The organism is Ensifer sp. 22460 (genome assembly GCF_052044935.1).
Taxonomy (GTDB): Bacteria; Pseudomonadota; Alphaproteobacteria; order Rhizobiales; family Rhizobiaceae; genus Ensifer.
The window spans coordinates 30,481-53,625 of record NZ_JBQENZ010000019.1 but is presented as its reverse complement, the minus strand read 5'-3'; the positions used below and the strand labels follow the sequence as shown (position 1 = coordinate 53,625).

Sequence of the window (23,145 nt, the reverse complement as noted above, 5' to 3'; positions counted from 1 at the left end):
GGAACAGCGGAAAACAACGAAGCCGGAGCGACTTATCGCCGCTCCGGCTTCAATTCTTGAAGAACCTATTCTTATATGAAAATTTCTTGCGCTATACGCCGAACGTGTAATCGGCGATCGACTGCGGCTTCATCTCGATCGAGAATCCGGGTCGCTGCGGCGGCATGTAAGCCGCGTTCTCAATCACGCAAGGGTCGAGGAAGTGCTCATGCAGATGGTCAACATATTCGATCACGCGCCCATCCTTGGTACCGGAAACGGCGACATAGTCGATCATCGACAGGTGCTGCACATATTCGCAAAGGCCGACACCACCGGCATGCGGCCAGACCGGCAGCCCGTATTTGGCTGCGACCAGTAACACCGCCAGCACCTCGTTCAGCCCGCCCATGCGGCAGGAATCGATCTGGACGATGTCGATCGCGCCCTCGGCAATGAATTGCTTGAACATGATGCGGTTCTGGCACATCTCGCCGGTCGCGACCTTCACCGGCCCGATCGCCTCGCGGATTTTGCGGTGACCGGCGACGTCGTCGGGGCTCGTCGGCTCCTCGATGAAGAAGGGCTTGGCGAAGGCAAGCTGCTTCACCCAATCGATCGCCTCGCCGACCTCCCAGACCTGGTTGGCGTCAATCATCAGATAGCGGTCCGGCCCGATCACCTCGCGTGCGATCGTCAGCCGCCGGATGTCGTCGGCAAGATCACGGCCGACCTTCATCTTGATGTGATTGAAGCCTTCGTCGATCGCCTCCTCGGCGAGCCGCCTGAGCTTGTCATCGTCATAGCCGAGCCAGCCGGCCGACGTCGTGTAGCAGGCGTAGCCTTCCCTCTCGAGCGTCGCTATGCGCTCGGCCTTTCCGGGCTCGGCCTTGCTGAGAATTCCGATCGCCTCGTCGCGGGTGAGTACATCCGTCATGTAGCGATAGTCGACGATGTCGGCGATCTGTTCCGGCGACATGTCGGAAACGAGCCGCCAGACGGGTTTGCCCGCTTCCTTGGCAAGCAGGTCCCAGACGGCGTTGACCACGGCGCCGGTGGCGAGATGGATCGCCCCCTTTTCGGGGCCGATCCAGCGCAATTGGCTGTCGCTCGTCAGGTGCCGCCAGAAGCGGCCGGGATTGGCGAGGATGTCCGCCGTATCCTGACCGACGATCAGGTGCTGCATAGCCTTGATCGCCATGCAGCAGATATCGTTTCCCCGGCCGATGGTGAAGGTGAGACCATGGCCCGCAACACCCTCCTTGTCCGTGTCGAGGATGACATAGGCCGCGGAATAATCCGGGTCCGGATTCATCGCATCGGAGCCGTCAAGGCTCTGTGAGGTCGGAAAGCGCAGGTCGAAGACGCGCAGATCAGTGATGCGGGTCATGGTCACTCCAGTCGGTGGTAATTAATCGTCCGCGCGTACGGACTGCTTCTGGCTGCCGAGGCCCTCGATGCCGAGTTCGACGACATCGCCCGCCTTGAGATAACGCGGCGGCTTCATGCCCATGCCGACGCCGGGCGGTGTGCCGGTCGAGATGATGTCGCCCGGTTGCAGCGACATGAACTGCGAAAGGTAGGACACGAGATGGGCGACGCCGTAGACCATGGTCTTGGAGGAGCCATTCTGCATGGTCTCGCCATTGACCTTAAGCCACATCGGCAGGTTCTGCGGATCCGGCACTTCGTCCTTGGTTACGAGCCAGGGGCCTGTCGGACCAAAGGTGTCGCAGGACTTGCCCTTGGTCCACTGGCCCTGGCGTTCGATCTGGAAGGCGCGCTCGGACACATCGTGCACGACGCAGTAGCCGGCGACATAGTCGAGGGCTTCCGCCTCGGTGACGTACTTCGCCTTGCGGCCGATGACGACGCCGAGTTCCACTTCCCAGTCGGTCTTTTCCGAGCCGCGCGGAATGATCAGGTCGTCGTTCGGGCCGACGATCGCCGACGTCGCCTTCATGAAGATGATCGGTTCGGAGGGAACCTTGGCGCCGGTCTCGGCGGCATGGTCGGAATAGTTGAGGCCGATGCAGATGAACTTGCCGGTACCGGCGATACAGGGACCGAGCCGCTGGTTGCCGTCGACGACAGGCAGGCCGGAGAGATCGAGTGCCTTCAATTCCGAGAGCTTGTCGGGGTCGAGGGCGGCGCCGGAGAAGTCGGCAACGTGGCCCGAGAGATCACGCAAGGTGCCGTTTGCATCGAGGATACCCGGCTTTTCGTGGCCCGGAAGGCCGTAACGAATAAGTTTCATGTGTCTGCTTCCTGCTTGTGTGTTGTCAGATGGTCCAGCCGCCATCGATGGCATAGGCCTGGCCCGTCGTATAGGTGGCGCCCGCGAGGTGGACGGCAAGGTCGGCAATCTCTTCCGGCGTGCCAAGGCGACCCATCGGCTGGCGGGCGATGAACGCGGCACGTGCCGTCTCATAATCGCCCTGGGCGCGCATGCGGTCCTGCAAGGACGGGCTCTCGACCGTGCCGGGGCAGATGGCGTTGCAGCGAATACCCGCTGACACGTAGTCGGCCGCAACAGCCTTCGTGAGACCGATGACGGCGGCCTTGGTGACGCCATAGGCGAAGCGGTTCGGCACGCCCTTGATGCTCGAGGCGACCGAAGCCATGTTGATGATGGCGCCATCCTTGCGGGCAAGCATGCTTGGCAACACCGCGCGGATGGTGCGGATCATCGCCTTGACGTTGAGGTCGAGGGCGAATTCGAGATCGCTATCCTTCATCTCCAGGATCGAGCCGGCATGAACGAAGCCGGCGCAGTTGAAGAGGATATCGACGGCGCCGATGTTCGCGACGAGCGCTTCCACCGCTTGCGTATCGAGCACGTCGAGCCGGTGCGTTTCGACGTCCGCTTCCTTGGCAAGTGCTGCAAGCGCGTCGAAATTGATATCGGTCGCATGAACTTTCGCGCCGGCCTTTACGAAGGCCAAAGCCGAAGCGCGGCCGATTCCTTGAGCGGCGGCCGTAATCAGGACGACCTTGCCTTTAAGATCCGCTGTCATTCTCGATCCCTCATGCTTTGCGTTCGACGACCAGGATATGGTCGGCGGCGAGAACTACCTCGCCACGCTGGTTGATAACTTCGCATCGTTCCACGACGCGTCCCGCCTTTGGCCGCTTCGGATCGTCCTCCTTGGCCGAGATCGTCACGCGGGTGCGGATCGTATCGCCGATATGGACCGGACGCACGAAGCGCAGACGATCATAGCCGTAGGAAAAGGCAACCGGGTTGATCAGCGAGGCTGTCAGACCCACGCCGATCGAAAAGATCATGGTGCCATGGGCGATACGCTGACCACCCGGCAAGGTCTTGGCGAATTCCGCATCCATGTGGTGCGGAAAGAAATCGCCGGTGTGGCCGGCATGAACGACAAAGTCGGTCTCGGTGATCGTGCGACCCGTCGTCAGACGTTCGTGTCCGAGCTCGTAGTCTTCGAAATGGATGATCTGTTCTGCCATGTCATTGTCCTGGAAGCGGCGCGATCGCCGTTGCCGGCGCAGCACTCGATTGATAGGCGGCCTCGACGAGCGCCATCGTCTGCCAGGCGTCTTCTACCGAGCCGATCAGTTCATTGTCCTCACCCGTGACTAAGCGCTGCAGGTTCGCCATGCGGTTGGCGAAGGCGTCGGGAAACCAGGCGCCTTCGAGCGGCACGGCAACCCAATCGCTGCCGCCTGTAGGCCTGATCCAGAGCTCATCCGGCTCGCCCTTGGGATAGTCCAGATTGACGCCGAGCTTCACGTAGGCCGCACCGGACGTGCCGGAGATGCGGAATTCGCAGGCCTGGAACTTGCGGCCGAAATCATGGTCGTGGTTGACCGAGAGCACGCAGCGCACGCGGTCGCCGTAGTCGAGGATCGCTGCCGTGCGCGTCTGGGCGACATCGTGGTTCGGATGGCCGATCGACTTCGCATGCACGCCCTGGGGATTGCCAAGCAGGCCGCGGACGAGGTCCAGGTAGTGGATCGAATGCATGGCAATCTCGATGCGCGGCAGACCTTTGAGGAACGGCCAAAGGCCCCAGGGGGTCGAAAGCGCCAGCCAGGCATCGAAATCCACCACCTCGCCGAGATGCCCCTTGGCGATGGCATCCTTCAGCGCCAGCAACATCGGCGCGAAGCGAAGCTGGAAGTTGACGGCTGCCTTCAGCTTGCGCGTCCGGCAGATCTCGAGAATGGCGGTTGCGGCGGCGAGGTCCGACCCCATGGGCTTCTGGATCAGCGCTGCCGCGCCGATCGGCAATCGGCCAAGGATGGCCGCATGGGCGGCGGGCGGCGTTGCGAGGTCGAAGATCGCTTCTTGCACCGAAAGCGCGTCCGCCTCACTTTCGAAGGCGTGGATATGCCATCTCTCCGCCAGAGCGGCCGCCTTGGCGTGATCCGGATCGTAAATCCCGGCAACGGGGAAGCCGGCTTTGCGGTAGGCCGGCAGATGCGCGTCGCCGACGATGCTGCCGGCACCGAAGATCACAATCGGTCGCGGCTTGCTCGGCTTCGGCCACCATTGTCTGAGCGCGCCCGGATCGAAGCTTTCAGTCATGACCGGATGCCTTCCCGTCGTGATGAAACACCACTTCCATCATCGCCCACCACTCGCCTTCCTGTCTCGTCTCAAGCGGCTTCTGGCAGGGCATGCAGACTGACCACCATTCCTGGTTCTTCGGATGCGCCGCCATCTTGGCCATATCTGCCTCAAAGTCCGAGCCGACATATTCCCAATAGCCGAACAGCAGGTTTTCCGGCTCCTTGAGGAAGATCGAGTAGTTGGTGACGTTGCATTCGGAGATCAGTTCGAGGACCTCCGGCCAGACGGCGGCATGTAGAGCCTTGTATTCGGCGATCTTCGACGCTTCGAGGCCGATCACCATTCCCATTCGCTGCATGATGACCTCCCTACCCGCGGAACTCGCGGGTGAATTCACTGATCGAGCGGGCGCGCACGGCGTCCCAATCCCAGGCGATGCCGATGCCCGGCTCTGAAGGCGCGATGGCGCGGCCGTTGCGGATCTCCATGCCCTTGGTGGTCAGGTCATCGAGCTGAGGAATATATTCGACGTATTTACCGTTCGGTATGGCGCAGACGAGGCTCACATGCAGTTCCATCAGGAAATGCGGGCAGACCGGAATGTCGAAGGCTTCCGCCGCATGCGCGACCTTCAGCCAGGGCGTGATGCCGCCGATGCGGGCGACGTCGACCTGCACGATCGAACAGGCGCCCTTCTGCATATATTCGCGGAAATGGCGGATCGAATACATGGATTCGCCGACGGCGATCGGGGTCGGCGTCGATCGCGTCAGCCGGATATGGCCGTCGAGATCGTCGGCCGGCAACGGCTCCTCGATCCAGGCAAGGTCAAGCTCCTTCAGCCGCGACGCGCGGCGGATCGCCTCGTCGACGGTGAAGCCCTGATTGCAGTCGGTCATGATCTCGAAGCCGTCGCCGAGCGCCTTGCGCATGGCGGCGAGCCGGTCGTAGTCCTCCGAGCCGTGCGGCTTGCCGATCTTCACCTTCGAGCCGGAAAAGCCCTTGGCCTTGGCAGCGAGCGCATCCTCGACCAGCGCCTCCTTCTCGATATGCAGCCAGCCGCCCTCGGTGGTGTAGAGCGGGCAATTGTCCTTGGCGCCGCCGGCGAGCTTCCAGAGCGGCAGCTTCTGCTTTTTTGCGCGCAAGTCCCAAAGTGCTGTGTCGACGGCAGCAAGCGCGAGCGCTGTGATGACACCGATGCTCGTCGCATGGGTCGCAAATTCCATCTTGTGCCAGATTGCCTCGATGCAATCGGCGTCCTCGCCAATCAGGATCGGCACGAGGTGATCGGAAAGAAGCCGCATCACCGACGATCCGCCGGTGCCGATCGTGTAACTGTAGCCCGTGCCCGTCGCTCCGTCGGAATCGGTGATGGTGACGATCGGCGTTTCCTGGCTGACAAAGCTCTGGATCGCATCGGTCCGCTTCACCTTCGGCGGCAGGTCGACCATGCGCAGTTCAATTTTTTCGATTCTTGCCATGTCAGCCTTCCAGAGCCTTGCCGGTATCGATGTCGAAGAGGTGGGCGCGCGACAGGTCGAAGCTCATGCGCACCTTTTCGCCCGAGGCGAGCGGGCGCGGATTGAGCATGCGCGAAACCCAGTCGCGGCCGTTGAATTGGATGAAGACGAGCGTCTCATTGCCGAGCGGTTCGGTGATCGATACTGGCAGGTCGACCTCGTGCACGGCCGCCGGATCGCCGGCATGAAGACCGTGACCGCTCGGATAGATGTCGTCGGGCCTTAAGCCAAACGTCACCTTCTGGCCGGACCGCAGTGATTTTGCGAAGCGCGGGGGGATCGGCAGGCGCGCGCCGCTGACAAAGACCAGTGCGCCGTTGTCGACGATCGCCTCGTCCATGTTCATCGGTGGCGAGCCGATGAAACCGGCGACGAACTTGGTGGCCGGGCGCTGAAACACCTCTTCCGGAGTCCCCACCTGCTCGATGTAACCGTCGCGCATGATGACGATGCGATCGGACAGCGTCATGGCCTCGACCTGGTCGTGGGTGACGTAGATCATCGTCGCCTGCATGCGTGCGTGGAGCTTCTTGATCTCGGTGCGCACCTGCGTGCGCAGCTTCGCATCGAGGTTGGACAGTGGCTCGTCGAACAGGAAGACATCCGGCTGGCGCACGATGGCGCGGCCCATGGCGACGCGCTGGCGCTGGCCGCCGGAAAGCTGCGAGGGACGACGTTCCAGGAGATGGCCAAGATCGAGGATGGCGGCCGCCTCGTCGACACGCGCCTTGATCTCATCCGGCCTGCGCCCGGCGATCTTCAGCGAAAAGCCCATGTTCTCGGCAACGGTCATGTGCGGATAGAGCGCATAGGATTGGAACACCATGGAGATGTTGCGCGCCCGCGGCGGCATATCATTGACCTTGCGGCCGCCGATCTCGATCGCGCCGTCGCTGACGTCCTCGAGGCCGGCGATCATGCGCAGCGTCGTTGACTTGCCGCAGCCGGAGGGGCCGACAAGCGCGATGAACTCGCGATCCTTCACTTCGAGATCGATGCCGTGGACGACCTCAAGCGCGCCGTAGCGTTTGACCAATTTCCTGAGGGTGACAGGAGCCATGAACGATTATCCTTTCACCGCGCCGAAGGTGAGGCCTGAGACGAGGTGCTTCTGAATGATGAAGGTGAGGGTCAGCGCCGGGATGATCATCACGACGGCGAGCGCGCACATGCCGCGCCAGTCGATGGTGAATTCAGCGGTGTAGTCGAGAAGTCCAACCGGCAGCGTCTTGGAATTGACCGAGCGGGTGATCTGCGAGGCGAGCGCATATTCGTTCCAGGAGGTGAGAAACGCGAAGATGCCGGCGGACGCAATGCCGGGACCGGCGAGCGGAAACTCCACCTGCCAGAAGGCCTGCCAAGGAGTGCAGCCGTCGATCTGGGCGGCTTCCGCGAGATCCTTCGGCACCTGGCGAAAGAAGCCGTCAATCAACCAGATGGTGAAGGGCACGTTGAGCGCGACATAGGTGAGGATCAGCGAGAAATGCGTGTCGATGATGCCGGTGCGGGCGTAGAGCATGAAGAGCGGCAGCGACAGGGCGATCCCGGGCACGGCCCGCGTCAGCATGAAGCCGAGAAAGATCGCCGACTTCGCCTTGAAGCGATAGCGGGCAAAGGCGTAGCCACCGGCCATGCCGATCGCGAGCGCGATCACCGTCGATGTCACGGAGATGATCAGCGAGTTGCGGAAATAGTCCCAGACGGGAACGCCGCCCTGCCCCGCGCCCGAGAACATGGCGCGATAGGCATCGAGAGAAACGCTTTCCGGAATCCAGACCGGCGGTTTGGCCATGATCTCGACCGTCGGGCGCAGCGACGACAGCACGATCCAGAGGCCCGGCAGGCAGATGACGAGCATCGCCAGGAACAAGCCGATCAGATGCGCGACCTTCAAAAGGCGGCGGCGCAGGCGGTGCGAAGCGTTGATATCCATTACCACTCGGCTCCGATCTGCTGGCGCGCTGCGGCAAGCTTGCGGAAGAAATAGACGGTGAAGACGATCGACAAGAGGATGGCAACATAGGCCATGGCGTTGGCGAGCCCCATGCGGGCATCGGCATAGGCGGTGCGGCCGACGAGCGTCCAAAGTAGTTCGGTCCGCTTGGCAGGGCCGCCGTCCGTCATGATCTTGACGATGTCATAGGCCCGGGCGACGTCCAGCGAGCGGATGGTCATGGCGATGAAGGCGAACGGCATGAGATAGGGCCAGGTGACATAACGGAAGGTCTGCCACGGCGTGCAGCCGTCGACATGGGCGGCCTCGACCGGATCCTTCGGCATGGCGAGCAGACCGGCGAGGATCAGGATGGCGAACACGGCGGTCGAGGACCAGACTTCGGCTATGATGATCGAAAGGAGCGCCAGATTACCGTCGATCAGCCACGGGATCGCCTGGTCGGTCAGCCCCAGCGACTGCAGCGCATTGTTGACGAAACCGATGTTGTCGTTGAACAGGAACTTGAACTGGAAGCCAACCAGCACCGGCGAGAACATCATCGGAAACATCATCGCGGTTCGCAGCAGTCGCTGGCCATGGGTCGCCTTGTTGACGAGCAGCGCCAGGCCGAGACCGAGCAGCATCTCCGCGTTCAGGGCCACCGTCAGCAACAGCACGGTGCGGCCGAAGGCGACCCAGAACTCGGCGTTGCCGAGAACGGTCGCGTAGTTGCGCAAACCGACGAAGATCCACAGCGTCTCCGGCTTGGTCAGGCGAAAGGGTGTGAAGCTCGAATAGAAGGAAAAGAGCAGCGGCAAAACGATCACTGCCGCGAGCACAACAAAAGCCGGAAGCAGAAGCAGGGCCGGTGCTGACAATTTCTTGAGCTTCATCGGGCAGTCCTGAGGATGGCATGAAATGGCTGAGGCGGCGCCGGCGCCGTTAAGGCATCGGCGCCGCCTCGTTGGTCAGGGTCAGAGCTTGCCCGCGTCTTCCAGAATGCCGGTCGCCTTCTCAGTGGCGGCATCGAGCGCTTCCTTCGACGTCTTGTCGCCGAGGATGGCGGCCTGCAGTTCCGGATAGACTGCGTTGGAGATTTCGATCCATTCAGCCGTCTTCGGCACCGGGAAGGCATGCTTGGCAGCTTCCTGGAAAGCCTGCAGCACTTCGGTCTTGTAGGCGTCGCCTGCGGCTGCCTTGATGTTGTATTCCCAGACGGCCGTGCGGGTCGGCAGCGGACCGGCAGCCGATTCCAGCTTTTGACTGTCCTCGTTGGTCAGCCACCAGACGAGCGAGGCGGCGGCCTCCTTGTTGGCGCAATCCTCGGTGACCGAGAAGCCGTGATGGCCCGACCAGCCGGTGCGCTTGCCGGAAGAACCGGCCGGCTGCACCTTCACGCCGACATTGCCGGCGACCTTGGACGACTTCGGATCGTTGAAGAAGCTCGCCCAACCAGGCCAGTCGAGGTTGAGAGCGATCGAGCCCGAGGCAAAACCCTGACCAAGGTCGTCCCAGAGATAGTTGGTCGTGCCAGGCGGTACCGCCTTGTCCTTGTAGAGCTTGACGAACCAGTCGAGCGCGCGCACGCCGGCTTCGGAATTGAAAGCCGGGCGACCATCCTTGTCGAGATATTCCCCACCTTCGGCGACCAGCATTTCATAGAAGCGACCGTTGATGGCCTCTTCCTTGCCGGCGAACTGCGTGCCGTAGAAATTCGGTGGCGCTGCGAAAAACTCGGCCTGGTCGCTAACCTGGGCCCAGGTGTCCGGCGGCGCGAGGTCGTAGCCATACTTTGCCTTGAAGGCGGTCTTCTTCGCTTCGTCCTGATAGAGGCTCTTCTGGTAGTAGAGTGCCGATACGTCGAACTGAGCGCGCGGCAGCATCACCAGCTTGCCGTCGAGTGTCGAGGCATCGATCAGTGCCGGCACGAACTTGGCGATCTCGTCCGGTGGCAAAAGCGCTAGCAGGTCGGTGTAGATGTCAGGATATTGCGGAGCGAAAGACGAATGGTTGGAACCGACGCACCAGCTGACGCCTCCGGTCGCGATATCCGACTTGATCTCCTTGTCGAGCTCGAAGTGGTTCTTCTTCGACAGGATGTTGACCTTGGCGCCGGTCGCCTTCTCCCACTCACCGATACGCTCGTAGAGCTTTTCGTATTGCTGTCCGCCGATCAGCTTGGCGTCGATTGTGACGCCTTCAAACTTGCCGGGCAGGTCAGCGGCCATAGCCGTCCCCAGTCCCGCGGCAAGCATGATCGCTCCGGCGGACACGCCGGATAGCAGCCTTCTCATCTCCACTCCTCCCTGGTTCACGCCCCTCATCTTGGCGCGATGTTCTCATTTGTGAGAAACTGATTCATATACAAACAACAAATTTATCCAGCGTCAAGGGCGAACTTTCCTTTGTCGGCGCCTTTCTCTGCGTATATGGATATGAATATTCACCAAGGAGGGATCTCATGGACACCGAAGAGTCTGACCGCTATCGCGCGCCCGCCCTCGACAAGGGGCTCGACATTCTCGAGCTGCTCGCCAGCGTCGACGGCGGCCTGACGCAGGCGGAGATTTCCAAGCGCCTGAACCGCAGCCCCAACGAGTTCTACCGGATGCTCGACCGGCTCGTGCGGCGCGGCTACGTCACCCGCATCGACGGCGATCGCTATTCCCTGACACTAAAGCTGTTCGGTCTTTCGCAACTGCATGCGCCGGTTCGCAGGCTCGCTTCCTACGCAACACCGTTGATGCGCGACCTGGCGCAGCGCTCCAAGCAGGCCAACCACCTCGCCGTCTTCGATCGCGGCTCGGCCGTGGTCATTGCCCAGCAGGAAGCGCCTGATTATTGGGGCATCTCGATCCGGGTCGGATCGCACATCAGCCTGTTCGACACCGGCTCCGGCCACATCCTTCTCGCCTTCCGCTCAGCCGAAGAGCGCGAAATGATGATCGCAGAACACGCCAAGAGCAAAGACGAAGTCCCGCGCGGACCGGAGTTCTACGCGCGGCTCGACCAGATCCGCGAACGCGGCTACGAGATGATGGCGAGCGCGCAGACCGCCGGCGTCTACAACCTTTCGGCACCGATTCTAGGTCCCGATGGCCGCGGCATCGCGGCACTCACCGTGCCCTATATCGCGCTGGTCAACGCGCCCTCGGCGCCGGATATTACCGAAACGATTGCCCTTTTGCTGAAGACCGCGGAGCAACTGTCGACGCTTGCTGGCTCGGACGTGGCGCCGGTAGCCGATTGACGGCAGCCGGCGACGGCCTTACTTCTTATTTGAACAGTCCATTCTTATGTGAGATGACGTTCGGAGGAGAAGCGCCTTGATCATCGACACCCATCTTCACCTCATCGACAGGTCGAAGCTCACCTATCCCTGGCTCTCGGGCGTGCCGGCGCTCGACCACGACTTTCTCTACGCGACCTACGCGCGCGAGGCCCGTCGGCTCGGCATCGAGGCCTGCCTGCACATGGAGGTCGATGTCGAGCCTTCGGAGATCGAGAAGGAAACGGCGGAGATCGAACGGCTGGCGCGCCAGCCGGAAAACCTGCTCAAGGGTGCCATCGCCGCCTGCCGACCCGAAGACGATGGCTTTGCCGCCTATCTCGAACGCCAGGAGGCAAACGATTTCGTCAGAGGTTTCCGCCGGGTGCTGCACGTCATGCCGGACGAGCTGTCCGAGGGGCCGACGTTCCGCGACAACATCCGCAGGCTCGACGGCCGCCGCTTCACCTTCGATCTCTGCGTCCTGCCGCACCAGATCCCGAGGGCCATCGCCCTTGCCGATCTTGCGCCCGATGTTCAGTTCATCCTCGACCATTGCGGCGTTCCCGATATTCGCGGCGGCGCCGAGCATCCCTGGCGCGAGCACATGAGCGAGATCGCGCGACGGCCGAACATCACGGCGAAGATCTCCGGCGTCGTCGCCTATGCCGACGAGGCCTGGCAGATGGAGACATTGCGCCCCTATGTCGAGCACACGATCGGTGTCTTCGGCTGGGACCGGGTGGTCTGGGGGAGCGACTGGCCGGTCTGCACCCTCGGCGGAAATCTGTCGACCTGGGTCGGCGCCACCCACGCTCTACTTGAGGGCTGCAGCGCGGACGAAAAGCGCAAGTTGCTCTCCGGCAATGCGCGGCGGATCTGGAAGCTCGCCTAGCGCATAGTTCACATGGATAGTATCCGGCCCGAGACGATCGCCGTCCAGTTCGAACGCGCGTTCGTTGGGTTTTCCTAGGCCGTCGACTGTATGCGCGCCGGCGGAGATCCGGATTTCATCGCGCTCGTCGTGTGCTCGGACGTGCAGGAAGTCGACCCCTGATCAACGATATGGTGGTCGCCGACAATGGCATCCGCAACATGCGGATGCACGTCATTCTAAGCCGACCCAAATGAGCTGCCGCCTAACCGCTCGAGGCGATGAAATGGAAATCCACGTCTTGCAGCGGGAAGCGAGAGCCTTCTGGACCTAAGCAAGCCAACCTTGCTGCAAAGTTGGGAAATATCAGCCGTTCGGCCCGTCTTTAAAGCGGACAGCGCGGAGTGGACGCGGTGGGGTTTCGAAAGCTCGCATTTGAGGTTTACTCGGCACGGAATGGATCAGCTATCTCAAGCCCAATGGAGCAGGACGCGAACATGCCTGGCCAATGGGTGCTGATAGTTCACAAGTTGCGGTTAGAAGTTGAGCGCGCTTTTGAGATCATGTAACCCGACCATAAGCATCATTGGGTCCGATGGCGAGGGCAGGAAGCCGACCGCCTCATAGAAGGCCCTCGCGTCCTCGGAAATTGCATGCACCAGCACGCCGCGGATACCCAGGATTTCTGCGGCATTGAGCAGGCGCAAACCTGCGTCGCGCACTAACGCTCTGCCGATACCGCGTCCCTGATAAGCCCCATCGATGGCGAGGCGGCCAAGCACGGCAACCGGAATTGGATCAGGCATGTTGCGCCGAAACCGACCAGGTGCTTCCGGCTGCTTCACTGCGCCGGAGGCGAGTGCATAATAGGCGATGACGCGATTTCCTTCGCACACGACGAATGTCCGCGATGCGCCGCCAATCTGATTGGTACGGGCGCGGCGACGCAGCCAGTCGTCTAGTTCAGGCACACCGGAATTAAAGTCTGCCAGTTCGTGCTGATCGGCCAGTGGTGTCGGTGCGTTAAGACTCACGCCTCATCCCACGGCGCTTTGGTCGACATGGTGCGTTTCAGACGCTCATTTGTTTGCGCGGGCGCATCGAGCCGGGCAAGGTACTCGGCATAGATTTCGGGGCTGACCGTGAATACGGAACGGTCTAGCAGCACTTCCTCGGCGCGGCGCTCGGAAGCCTCAAGCATGAAATCCGTGCGCGTCTTACCGAGCAGCTCGGCGGCGCGGTCGATCAAGTTGCGTGTCGCAGGCTTGATACGCATATTTAGCGGCACGCTTGCGTCCGGACTTTTACTCGTGTTCGAGGTGGCCATGGAAAACTCCTGTCTGCACTCATAAGATAGCGTAACGACATCATCTTTACAAGGCCCGTAAAGATGATGTCGTTACATATAGGCCGTGGGCTTCAGCAGCATGAGGTTCATTGCACGCCTTGATGGGAGTAGAACCGTAGCTTCGCGATTTGCGGCAGCCAACTACGGATCCCTGCCATGGGCCGTGATAGCTGTCGGCGCCGTCGATGCGGTCGAAGCCGCGGGCGCCGAAGCAAGTGCCAAGGGCGAAAGCTTCGGCCTTGTCGGCGAAAGCGGCTCGGGAAATGCGACGCTCACCCGCTCGATCCTGCATCTGGAAACCCGACCTCCGGCAGCATCGGCGTTCAGGGCTAGGTTCTCGGAAAACTGTCCGACGCCGAGCTGCCGCGCCAGTATCGATAGTGACGGTTTTCGCCCCCAAATCACCTCGTTTGGTGCCAACCACACAACCGACAGACGCCAAACGCTGCGAAGACGGGACGGTTTGCGACCCTGCCGTCTGAGAACGTTTCTCAGTCATACGCAAGTCCGGGCCCCGACCAAGGTTGGCTGGCTTACGACTTCGTCGCGTGATTGCGTAAACGTGGTCGAAACACCGACCCGTCCATCGATCCGCGACCGAGACAAGGTCTCAGGTCGCGCCCAATACCCGAGCCAGCTCAGTGAGCCGTTCCTTGCAGATTATCTCGACGAGGCGGTGGAGATGTTCCGTCCGGCCGAAGAGCCAGGCGAGTGCTTCTTCGGTGACCTCGAAGTGCTTGGGGTAGCGTGCACATAGGCTTCGTTGAGAATGTTGTACCAGGCGACTTAGCGATGTTGGTCACGCGGCCAGGCCTCGACAAGCCGCTGATCACGATCTTCGGCTAAGCCAAGCAGGAATTTGAGATTGTTCGAAGGTTTATGAGTAGGTCGCGCCCACAAGCGGCGCCGCAGATCTCGATATGAATTCCAGCCGCTATGCGCTGCCCTCCATTTCCCCGGATCGAAGACCCTGCCGCTAAGCTGCGCAGCAGTCGCCGGCTGCTCACGTGGGAGCAAAGCTCGCACCAAATAGGCGATTGAGATCGTCGACGACCTTTCGCGCCGCGTCCTTGCGCAGGAGCCCGTCATTGATCCGATCCGAAGCTGCCTGCTGGAAGGCCATGTAGCCATCGTGCCTTGGGCGAACCCAGGCGGTTTCCAGCGTCTTGCGCGTGGCGCGGTAGAAGTCCGACGTCGCGGCGTTGACGGCATCATCATCCCAGGCGGCCGCGTGGCCGGGCTGCCCGCCGCCGGCGGCATAGGGGCCGCGCTGGACCTCGCCGCTCGCGATGAAATAGGCAAAATCCCTCGCGGCATCGATCGAGTGGGAGAAGGCCGAGACCGCGATCCCGGTTCCGCCGAGGGCGGAGCCGGCGGGGCCAGTATTTCCGGCCACCGGTATGTCGCCGAACTTCACAAGCGACGGCCGAAAACCCGGCATCGAATAGCTGACATAGCCGTAGATTAACGGCGCGCAGACAAACCCGGAGCCCGGATGGCTCATAGCCTCCAGCACGGCGATCGGATCCATCGAGAAACAGGCGGGATCGATCAGATCCGTCAATTCACGCAGGCGCTCGAAGGCGTCGGTGCCCGCATCAGGAGCGATGAGCTGCCCGATACCGTCGCTGCGGCACGGGTTCCCGAGATTGGCCGAGAGCGTATAGAAGCTCATCAGGGAATGCGGCGGGCGCATCGGCAACGCAACCTTTCCCTGACTCGCCAGAACCAGCATCTCAGACCAGGTCTCAACACGCTCCGCCCGATCTGGCCGCCAGGCCTGCACCTGCGTCGCCGCGTCGATCGGGAAGGCCCATTGCCGGCCCTGCCAGGTGTAACTCGGATAGGAGCGACCGACGCTAGCATCGGCCAGTGCCTTCCGTTCGGCCTCTCGTTCTTCGACATCGAGCGGCGCCAGACACTTCTCCTTGGTGATCTGGCCGACATGCGGATGGTCGATGACGATGAGGTCATAAGCCCGCGCCAGTTCCTCGACCGGATAGGTCTCGAAATCCTGCAGCGATCGCTTGTCCCATTCGACCGTGACGCCGGTGCGTTCCCGCCACAGCCGCGAACACGCGATCATCGGATCGTAGCCGCGCGGGTGGCTCCAGGTCATGCCCTTCAACGTGATGCTCACAGGCCGAACTCCTCTCGGATCGCTTCGCTGTGCTCGCCGATGCGTGGCGCGGCGCGATCCACCTGGGCGCGCTTGCCGTTGACCCTGAGCGGCGAACGCGTGGTGAGGATCGAGACATCGTCCTCGCGCACGACCGTCTGCAGCATGTCGAGCACCCGGAAACCTTCGCTTTCGAGCAGTTCGTTCCAGTTGAGGACCCGCGCGCACCAGATGTCTGCGGGTTCAAGCAGGCCAAGCCAATGGTCGATGGTGTTTTCGGCGATCCGCTTGGCGATCAGCGCCTTGATCCTGTCGCGCTCGGAAAACCATGAAGCCGGATCGTCGCGATAGGCGTCGAGTTCGGGCATCTCGAGGAGATCCGCGAGCTTCGGGATCGGAGTCATGGCGATGGCGAGATAACCGTCCTTGGCGGGATAGACGCCATAGGGCGCCGACAGATAGGCATGCGCGCTGCGAAAGCCGGAGCGCGTTGGCAGCCGGCGGCCGTCATTGAGATGAGTCGTCAGAACCTCGAACTGGAAGTCGACAAGTGCCTCAAGCAGGCTGGTTTCGATCAGACTGCCTTTGCCGCTGATGCCGCGGCGAACGAGGGCCGCAAGAATCCCTTGCGCTGCCGCGGCGCCGGCAAGCATGTCGCCGATCGCCAGACCGAAAGGCACTGGCCCTTGGCCCTCGTCGCCGTTCAGCCACATGACGCCGGAGCGCGATTGCGCCAGCAGGTCCTGCCCCGGCCGCTTCACCCAGGGACCCTCCTCGCCGTACCCGCTGATCGAGGCATAGACAATCTGCGGGTTGATCGCCTTGACCGCCTCGTAATCAAGTCCGAGCCGCTGGATGACGCCGGGGCGGAAGTTCTGGATCAGCACATCGGCCTTGGCGAGCAGCGTCTTCAAGGCTGCAACGTCAGCCTCGTTCTTGAGGTCGATCGCCAGGCTCTCCTTGGCGCGGTTGATGGCATGGAAGATCGTCGAGTCGCCGCCGATCTCTGTGTCGCTCAGATAGAGCCGGCGCGACAGGTCGCCGCCGTCGGGGCGCTCGATCTTGATGACGCGCGCGCCGAGATCCATGAGGCGCAGCGAACAATAGGGACCTGAGAGAAACTGGCTCATGTCGACGACGACAAGGCCTGAGAGCGGCAGTTCGTTTGTTTCGGTCATCGGTATCTTATTTCTCGGTCTTGCCGACGAAATCGGCGGGGTTCTTGTACTTCACCGTCTGCAGGTGCTCGCAGTAGAGCACCAGTTCCCCCTCGCCCTTGAACACCTGGTAGCTGGCTCGGATGAGCCCGAGCTCCTTGTAGCGGGGGGTTTTGTCCATGTTGGTCCGGATCGTGTAGATCGTGTCGCCAATGAAGACCGGCTTGATGAAACGCAGCTTGTCGTAGCCGTAGGAAAAGGCGTTGACGCAATTGGTGGCCACGAGCCCGAGGCCCGCTGAAAAAACGAACGCACCAGCGACGAGGCGCTTGCCGAACATGCCGTCGCGCTCGGCAAACATCTGATCCTGAACATAGGGGTGGATGTCGACGACCAGCGTGTTGAAGAGATGGCTGTCCGCCTCGGCGATCGTGCGGCGCAAAGACCGGATGCGCTGGCCGACGGGCCAATCTTCATAGAACCAGTTTTCCGCATTCCAGACCGGCAGGGCGGCGTGGTCTTGCGGCATATCCGTGGGATGCGTCGAGGAAACACCGACGGTTGGCGTAAATTCATGCATGAGCAGACCCCTGCGTAGCGAAAGCTAAGTCCGACCTTGATTTTCGCCATCGAACGCCAGTGGTGCTCAGCGGCAGCGATCAACTTCTTCTTATATGAATAGCTTACTCACATATGGATTAACATTGCAAGGGGCTCAAGTCTTCGACGGGGACTGCACGATCCCGAGTGCAGTGGAGATGATTGCGCCCCACGAGCCGAATCTTCCGGGCCCAATTTCCGACCGCCGCGGGCGCAATTCTCCAATGGGCTTGCCGAGCGGGGGATTCCTCGAAACGATGCCGCGAGCGCATTGCGTGTCCGGCTTCCTACGATCACAAGGATGCGTAGAAGAGCTGAGTTTCGCATTGCAGCCGGCGGCCGAGCTACGCGTTTCGAGGTCCCAGAGTGACTGACACCATGCCATCCACAGCCTCAACGAATGCCGCGCTTCACGCCGCGATCAAGGTCAACATTGTGGTGATCGGCGCTGGCCAAGCCGGGCTGTCATCGGCCTATCACCTGATGAAGCTTGGCCTCCAGCCGGGCCGGAATTTCATCGTCCTCGACAAGAACGATAAACCGGGCGGCGCCTGGCAGCATCGCTGGCCGTCATTGACACTGAGCACCGTCAACCGTCTCCACGACTTGCCGGGCATGGAGTTTGCGGAAGTTGTTCCCGTTGGCGAAACGGAAGCACGGGCGTCGACCGCGGTTCCCAGCTACTACGCCGCCTACGAAGAGAAATTTCGGCTGCCGATCTATCGGCCGGTCGCGGTCAAGGTGGTCTGCGAACGTTTCGGGCGGCTTCGGGTGGAGACCGACCGGGAAACTTTTTCGGCCGAGGGGCTCATCAACGCCACGGGAACATGGGAGACCCCCTCCATTCCCGCCTATCCCGGTGCCGACCGGTTCGAAGGTCAGCAGCTTCACTCCCGCGACTATCAAACGGCGGACGCCTTTGCGGGCAAACATGTGATTGTCGTCGGCGGCGGTATTTCTGCGCTGCAGCACCTCGACGAAATCTCGCAAGTAACGACGACGACGTGGGTCACGCGTAGCGAGCCACAGTTTCGTGAGCGGCCCTTCACGCCGGAAGACGGCCGCGCCGCGGTCGCCGCCGTAGAAGAAAGGGTACGCAATGGGCTGGTGCCGGGCTCGGTGGTGTCGGTCACGGGCATTCCCTGGACCCCGGCCCTGCGGGCCGCCGCAAAACGCGGGGCACTGAAACGGCTGCCGGTCTTCAGCGAAATCCTTCCTCATGGCGTGCGCTGGCCGGATGGAACGGAACAGACGGCTGACGTCATTCTCTGGGCGACGGGCTTTCGCAGCTCACTCGACCATCTCGCTCCGCTGCAGCTGCGCGAGGACGATGGCGGCATCGTCATGGGCGGACGCCTGGCGACGCGGGTCGAAAAGGACCCACGCATCCATCTGGTTGGCTACGGCCCCTCGGCCTCCACGATTGGAGCGAACAGGGCGGGCGGCGCAGCAGCACGGGAACTGGCCACCCATCTCGGTCTGATCTGATCCGGCCGGGACTGCTCCGACCGCCCAGCGATGGGTCAGGCAATCCGACTTCGCGCGCCAATGCACCCGTATCGTGAGCTTTGGTTCGAGCGCTCCCGAAAAGTCTATGCTAATCAAATGGTCAACGATTCTGAGTTTTTAGTGTGATGAGCCCCAAGACCCGCGGCTATTTGTTTGCGTTCCTCGCCATCTGCATCTTCGCTGGCCAGGATGCGATAACCAAGTATCTGGGTGATCGCTATCCGGCGCTCTTCATAACGATGATCCGTTTCTGGGCATTCGCCCTCTTCGTGTTTGCTTTTGCCGCGTCGTCTCCCGGGGGCATTCGCCGGTCCGTTCAAACAAGACATCCCTGGCTGCAGGTTGTTCGCGGCCTTCTGCTGGTCGCAGAGATCGTCGTCATCGTCTTTTCCTATGTCCACGCCGGGCTCGCCATGAGCCAGTCGATCTTCCAGGCAACGCCACTGATCATCACCATTCTGTCGATACCTCTTCTCGGAGAGGTGGTCGGATGGCGGCGCGGGGCCGCGGTGGTGGTTGGTCTTGTCGGCGTGCTGGTGATCATCAACCCAGTGGACGTTCATTTCGACATGTCGCTGCTTCTGCCGCTTGTCGCCTCCGTACTGTTCGCGCTCTACAGCATCGCCACGCGCGCAGTAAGTCGCGAGGATTCAGCGGTAACGAGCCTCTTTTATGCGGGTGTGGTCGGGGCACTGGCGATTTCGCTGATCGGCCCGTTCTACTGGACCGAAGTCGTCCCCACCGATTGGTTCGCATTGGCAGCCCTTTGCGTCTGCGGCACGCTCAGCCACTACTTCCTTATCCGGGCCTACGGGCTGCTGCCTGCCGCGGAAGTTCAGCCCGTCACCTATTTTCAGCTGGTTCTTAACGTGATGTTTGCCGTCCTGTTGTTTGGCGAAACGATCACCCACAACATGATCATCGGCGCCCTGATCGTGGTCGGCGCGGGCCTTTTCACGATCTGGCGCGAACACCAGTTGGCCAAGCGCTCATAGCCGATACGGTATCTGAAACTGCGCGCTTTGCGATCAATTGAGCCAGCAGGATCTCGCTTCACGACCGCACCAACATCCTGATCGCCACGCGACGGAACAATTTCCACCTTCGCGTGTTGTCGGAGCAGCCGATCGGATCGCAAGGTTTTTCCGCGGATGGAGTATGCGATGAAATGGCTTCTCCCAGTTCTGTGTATCGCGGCGGGCCCCGCATATGCGCAAAGCCCCGGCCTGGAGACGACCTGCATGGCGGTCGCCAAGAATTTCTTCCTGGTCGACACGCTCAACGTCGGGGTGGTCCAGTCCTTTCCCGAGATTGCACCGCCCGGAGCACGCTTTAAATATTCCGAAAGAGCCGACACAAAGAAGTCAGATATGACGGACACCTTCGACTGCGAGTTCGACAATGCGAAGGCGCCGACAAAAATCCTGCGCTTCTGCGTTTCACGCATCTGTTACGCCGCCGATGAGGACGATCCCGAGCGCAAGAGACGATTTCAGGAGATGCAGGTTCTGCTGCAAAGAGGGAAAACTGCAAACTGAGTTCGCTTGACGGCCGGCCAAGGCTCGGCCGACGCTGACAGAACTACTGCGTCTCGAGCTCAACCCCGACACGCAGCCCATTTTCCGCAAACAGGAGCAGCAGCTCACGAAGCTTTGGCTGCGAGACTTCCTCGATCGCGGCTTCGAGCGCAGTCCATTGCAGTCTCCTGCTCTGCCTCTCGGGGAAATCCCCTAAAACTTCCTGGACTTCGAGCAAATGCACGTTGAGGTGATAGCTGAGGTCGCTGCTATCCTTGGTGTAGACGAACGAGCCGATGGCATCGCTCGATACCCGGCCCCTGACGCCAGCCTCTTCCATCGCTTCGCGCGCGGCGGCGGCGCACGCCGTCTCCCCTGTCTCTATGCGACCCTTTGGTATTCCCCAGCGGCCGTTGCGGCGGCTGGTGACGAGCAGCACTTCAGGGGGGCCGTCTGCGGACACCCGAAAACAGATCGCTCCAGCCTGCTGGACACATGTCATTGAACGAGCAGAGTTTTGTGGCAACGTTGCGCATGCCAGCGACAATTGCTCGGACATTTCTCTCTCGGTTTCGATGGATTGCAGCGAGAATCTTGTTTGCATTTATGACAGATATGTGACGCCCCGTCTCGCAATGAGCGATTGCAAAATGAAACGGCGGAGACAGTGTAGGCATGGCCACGAGGAGAAAGGTCGGAACAAGGGTGGGCAACAGGAACTGGATTGCTGGCCTCTCCGTCGCCGGACTGATGCTGCCCGAAGCTGTCGCCTATGCGGGCATTGCCGGCATCGCGCCACAACACGCGGTGGTCGCTGCCATTGTCGGCTGCCTGACCTATTCCATCTTCGGCAGAAGCCGTTTCGCCATCGTGTCTCCGACGTCATCTTCCGCTGCCATTCTTGCGGCCACGATGGCGACACTGCCCGGCTCGATGACCGACAAGATGGCGCTCGTGACCGTGATCGTGGCACTGACGGGCGTTCTGTTTGTCACGGCGTCGCTGCTGCGGCTTGGGAACCTCGCCGGCTTCATCTCCCGCCCTGTGCTCCGCGGCTTCGCTTTGGGTTTGGCGATCACCATCATCATAAGACAATTGCCCGCCGTCACCGGTGTTGACGTACCGACCACGGACATCATCCATCAGGTCGCCGCGCTTCTCGCGGCATTCCCACAGTGGAATGCCGCGAGCATCACGGTCGGTCTTGTGGCCCTGGCCGCCCTCCTGCTCTTGCGCCGCGTGCCGTTTCTGCCCGGCGCCTTCCTGGTGCTCTGTGCCGGTATATCGGCTTCGAGACTGCTGGACCTGCCAAGCCATGGCGTGGGGGTCGTCGGCCCGCTGTCCGTAGCGTTGACCTGGCCGTCGTGGTCGCTCGTTCAATGGAGCCAGCTCAGGCAACTGGTGCCATACACGCTTCCGCTCGTCCTCATTCTCTTTGCCGAGTCCTGGGGCACCATCCGTTCGCTATCGCTGCGCCATGGGGAAACTGTGACGGCCAATCGCGAACTGCTGGCGCTCGGCGCCGCGAATGTGGCCAGCGCCGTCGCGCAAGGCATGCCCGTCGGCGCTGGCTTTTCGGCCGGGTCCGCCGCCGAGGCGGCCGGTGCTGAAAGTCGAATGACGGCGTTCATCGCCGCGATCGGTCTTGCCGTCCTGGTCATCGTCGGCGCTGGCCTGGTGGAGAGCCTGCCCGAACCGGCTTTGGCGGCGGTCGTCATCGTCGCGCTGGCGCACGCCCTCGATCCGCGCCCGCTTTTGCGATTGTGGAAGCTGAAGCATGACGTCGTCATTGCGCTCGCTGCGGCAGTGGGGGTTATCGCCTTCGGCGTCGTAAACGGCATCACGATTGCGGTCGCGCTCTCCCTGGCCGTTCTGCTGCACAGGCTTGCCACTCCCTACGTTGCCACCCTTGGCCGCCTCGGTCAGGGGCACGACTTCGTCGACATCGCCCGCCACTCCGATGCTGAGACAATTCCGGGGATCTCGATATGGCGACCCGCCCAGCCACTTTTCTTTGCCAATGCGGATGCCATCCTCACCGAAACGGCAGCGAGGATCGGCCGGGACCAGACGGCGCGCGCCATCATCGTCAGCCTCGAGGAAAGCTTCGATCTCGACAGCACCGCCCTCGACGCGCTGCTCGAATTCGACACGCTCGTCCGGGCGCAGAACAAGCGCGTGCAATACGCACGTGTCCATGACCGTGTACGCGACCTGATCGCGCTGGCAGCTCCCGCGCTTCTTTCCTATCTCAGCTACAGTGTCGATGATGCCGTCGCCGCCGTGTCTCAACCAGGGTCCACCACCCCCTTGCCCGGAGCCGTTCAATGACGACCGTCTATGAGCCGCAATTGCAACCGGTCGAGATTGCCGACCTTCGTCCGACCCAGATCACCGTTGGCCTCCTCGAAGTCGCCGACAAACGCCAGGAATGGCGAAGGAATGCAAAGAAACACGGCCCGGAATATCTCGGCCGTCATATGGTGCCGTTCTGGGCCCGAAGGAGCGGGCCTATCTGGTCGACCACCATCACCTCGTGCGCGCCCTTTACGAGGAGGGCGTCGCACATGTGCCGACCAGCATCGTGTTTGACCTCAGCCATCTCGGCAAGGATGAAGGGTCGGTCATGGACCATCGCCACTGGATGTATCCCTTCGATGCCGAAGGTCTGCGCCGACCCCATCGGGACCTTCCAAAGACCATAGCCGGCCTCGTCGACGACCCCTACCGGTCACTGGCGGGTGCGCTTCGCCGAGCGGGCGGCTACGCCAAGGATAT

Annotated in this window: 23 protein-coding genes and 2 pseudogenes; 7 read left to right on the top strand and 18 right to left on the bottom strand. The window is 61.6% G+C overall.

What is annotated here, in order from left to right:
* Positions 1-91: 91 nt before the first annotated feature.
* The 11 genes from ACTJKM_RS22485 to ACTJKM_RS22435 all read right to left on the bottom strand — a co-directional run bounded on the left by ACTJKM_RS22485 (position 92) and on the right by ACTJKM_RS22435 (position 10,269).
* Positions 92-1,369: an L-fuconate dehydratase gene (locus ACTJKM_RS22485; protein WP_440660961.1), complete on the bottom strand. Its 1,278-nt coding sequence runs from the start codon at positions 1,367-1,369 to the stop codon at positions 92-94.
* 21 nt (positions 1,370-1,390) lie between these two features.
* Positions 1,391-2,236 carry a fumarylacetoacetate hydrolase family protein gene (locus tag ACTJKM_RS22480; protein ID WP_440660960.1) on the bottom strand — a complete coding sequence of 282 codons (846 nt, stop codon included), beginning with the start codon at positions 2,234-2,236 and terminating at the stop codon, positions 1,391-1,393.
* Between the two features lie 25 nt (positions 2,237-2,261).
* The gene (locus tag ACTJKM_RS22475; RefSeq protein ID WP_058321364.1) at positions 2,262-2,996 is read right to left on the bottom strand and encodes an SDR family oxidoreductase; all 735 of its coding nucleotides are present in this window, start codon (positions 2,994-2,996) and stop codon (positions 2,262-2,264) included.
* 10 nt (positions 2,997-3,006) lie between these two features.
* A complete protein-coding gene (locus ACTJKM_RS22470) occupies positions 3,007-3,453 on the bottom strand; it encodes a MaoC/PaaZ C-terminal domain-containing protein (RefSeq protein WP_058321363.1) in 447 nt (148 codons plus the stop codon).
* 1 nt (position 3,454) lies between these two features.
* Positions 3,455-4,534 carry a Gfo/Idh/MocA family protein gene (locus ACTJKM_RS22465; protein ID WP_440660958.1) on the bottom strand — a complete coding sequence of 360 codons (1,080 nt, stop codon included), beginning with the start codon at positions 4,532-4,534 and terminating at the stop codon, positions 3,455-3,457.
* A complete protein-coding gene (locus tag ACTJKM_RS22460; protein ID WP_440660957.1) occupies positions 4,527-4,877 on the bottom strand; it encodes an L-rhamnose mutarotase in 351 nt (116 codons plus the stop codon). The genes ACTJKM_RS22465 and ACTJKM_RS22460 overlap by 8 nt, the downstream gene beginning before the upstream one ends.
* A 10-nt stretch (positions 4,878-4,887) precedes the next feature.
* The gene (locus ACTJKM_RS22455; protein ID WP_440660955.1) at positions 4,888-6,000 is read right to left on the bottom strand and encodes a mandelate racemase/muconate lactonizing enzyme family protein; all 1,113 of its coding nucleotides are present in this window, start codon (positions 5,998-6,000) and stop codon (positions 4,888-4,890) included.
* Position 6,001: 1 nt separating this feature from the next.
* Entirely contained in the window at positions 6,002-7,099 is a 1,098-nt protein-coding gene (locus ACTJKM_RS22450; protein WP_440660954.1) for an ABC transporter ATP-binding protein, read from the bottom strand.
* Positions 7,100-7,105: 6 nt separating this feature from the next.
* The gene (locus ACTJKM_RS22445; RefSeq protein WP_057249363.1) at positions 7,106-7,972 is read right to left on the bottom strand and encodes a carbohydrate ABC transporter permease; all 867 of its coding nucleotides are present in this window, start codon (positions 7,970-7,972) and stop codon (positions 7,106-7,108) included.
* Positions 7,972-8,868, bottom strand: coding sequence for a carbohydrate ABC transporter permease (locus ACTJKM_RS22440; protein ID WP_057249364.1), 897 nt, complete (start codon positions 8,866-8,868; stop codon positions 7,972-7,974). The genes ACTJKM_RS22445 and ACTJKM_RS22440 overlap by 1 nt, the downstream gene beginning before the upstream one ends.
* Positions 8,869-8,949: 81 nt before the next feature.
* Positions 8,950-10,269, bottom strand: a complete 1,320-nt coding sequence (locus tag ACTJKM_RS22435; RefSeq protein ID WP_058321356.1) for an ABC transporter substrate-binding protein — start codon at positions 10,267-10,269, stop codon at positions 8,950-8,952.
* Between the two features lie 167 nt (positions 10,270-10,436).
* Here ACTJKM_RS22435 and ACTJKM_RS22430 point away from each other — a divergent pair, with 167 nt between their 5' ends.
* A complete protein-coding gene (locus tag ACTJKM_RS22430; protein WP_057249366.1) occupies positions 10,437-11,225 on the top strand; it encodes an IclR family transcriptional regulator in 789 nt (262 codons plus the stop codon).
* Positions 11,226-11,301: 76 nt separating this feature from the next.
* Positions 11,302-12,138, top strand: a complete 837-nt coding sequence (locus ACTJKM_RS22425; protein ID WP_113513980.1) for an amidohydrolase family protein — start codon at positions 11,302-11,304, stop codon at positions 12,136-12,138.
* A gap of 515 nt (positions 12,139-12,653) precedes the next feature.
* On the opposite strand, the gene ACTJKM_RS22420 is transcribed toward ACTJKM_RS22425, so the two are convergent.
* The 6 genes and pseudogenes from ACTJKM_RS22420 to ACTJKM_RS22395 all read right to left on the bottom strand — a co-directional run bounded on the left by ACTJKM_RS22420 (position 12,654) and on the right by ACTJKM_RS22395 (position 17,321).
* A complete protein-coding gene (locus tag ACTJKM_RS22420) occupies positions 12,654-13,151 on the bottom strand; it encodes a GNAT family N-acetyltransferase (RefSeq protein WP_113513982.1) in 498 nt (165 codons plus the stop codon).
* Complete coding sequence (locus tag ACTJKM_RS22415; RefSeq protein WP_058321439.1) at positions 13,148-13,444, bottom strand: type II toxin-antitoxin system TacA family antitoxin; 297 nt, start codon at positions 13,442-13,444, stop codon at positions 13,148-13,150. The genes ACTJKM_RS22420 and ACTJKM_RS22415 overlap by 4 nt, the downstream gene beginning before the upstream one ends.
* A 631-nt stretch (positions 13,445-14,075) precedes the next feature.
* Positions 14,076-14,341: pseudogene (locus ACTJKM_RS22410) on the bottom strand (nucleotidyltransferase); the annotation flags it as partial.
* A gap of 127 nt (positions 14,342-14,468) precedes the next feature.
* Positions 14,469-15,605, bottom strand: coding sequence for an extracellular solute-binding protein (locus ACTJKM_RS22405; protein ID WP_440660951.1), 1,137 nt, complete (start codon positions 15,603-15,605; stop codon positions 14,469-14,471).
* On the bottom strand, positions 15,602-16,762 hold the full coding sequence (locus tag ACTJKM_RS22400) for a CaiB/BaiF CoA transferase family protein (protein WP_113513986.1): 1,161 nt from the start codon (positions 16,760-16,762) through the stop codon (positions 15,602-15,604). Before ACTJKM_RS22400 ends, ACTJKM_RS22405 begins: the two co-directional genes overlap by 4 nt.
* 7 nt (positions 16,763-16,769) lie before the next feature.
* Complete coding sequence (locus tag ACTJKM_RS22395) at positions 16,770-17,321, bottom strand: MaoC family dehydratase (protein WP_113513988.1); 552 nt, start codon at positions 17,319-17,321, stop codon at positions 16,770-16,772.
* A gap of 386 nt (positions 17,322-17,707) precedes the next feature.
* Here ACTJKM_RS22395 and ACTJKM_RS22390 point away from each other — a divergent pair, with 386 nt between their 5' ends.
* The 3 genes from ACTJKM_RS22390 (at position 17,708) to ACTJKM_RS22380 (ending at position 20,388) form a co-directional block, all read left to right on the top strand.
* Complete coding sequence (locus ACTJKM_RS22390; protein WP_440660950.1) at positions 17,708-18,829, top strand: NAD(P)-binding domain-containing protein; 1,122 nt, start codon at positions 17,708-17,710, stop codon at positions 18,827-18,829.
* A 146-nt stretch (positions 18,830-18,975) separates the two neighbouring features.
* On the top strand, positions 18,976-19,845 hold the full coding sequence (locus tag ACTJKM_RS22385; RefSeq protein ID WP_113399518.1) for a DMT family transporter: 870 nt from the start codon (positions 18,976-18,978) through the stop codon (positions 19,843-19,845).
* A 168-nt stretch (positions 19,846-20,013) separates the two neighbouring features.
* Complete coding sequence (locus tag ACTJKM_RS22380) at positions 20,014-20,388, top strand: hypothetical protein (RefSeq protein ID WP_440660948.1); 375 nt, start codon at positions 20,014-20,016, stop codon at positions 20,386-20,388.
* Positions 20,389-20,431: 43 nt separating this feature from the next.
* Here the strand turns inward: ACTJKM_RS22380 and ACTJKM_RS22375 are convergent, their stop codons facing one another.
* Entirely contained in the window at positions 20,432-20,926 is a 495-nt protein-coding gene (locus tag ACTJKM_RS22375; RefSeq protein ID WP_440660947.1) for an NUDIX hydrolase, read from the bottom strand.
* Positions 20,927-21,042: 116 nt separating this feature from the next.
* On the opposite strand from ACTJKM_RS22375, the gene ACTJKM_RS22370 reads away from it, so the two are divergent.
* Together ACTJKM_RS22370 and ACTJKM_RS22365 are read left to right on the top strand one after the other, a co-directional pair.
* Positions 21,043-22,698 (top strand): SulP family inorganic anion transporter, encoded by a 1,656-nt coding sequence (locus tag ACTJKM_RS22370; protein ID WP_440660945.1) that lies wholly within the window; start codon positions 21,043-21,045, stop codon positions 22,696-22,698.
* Positions 22,695-23,128: pseudogene (locus ACTJKM_RS22365) on the top strand (ParB-like protein); the annotation flags it as partial. The gene ACTJKM_RS22370 and the pseudogene ACTJKM_RS22365, both read left to right, overlap by 4 nt.
* Between the last annotated feature and the right edge of the window lie 17 nt (positions 23,129-23,145).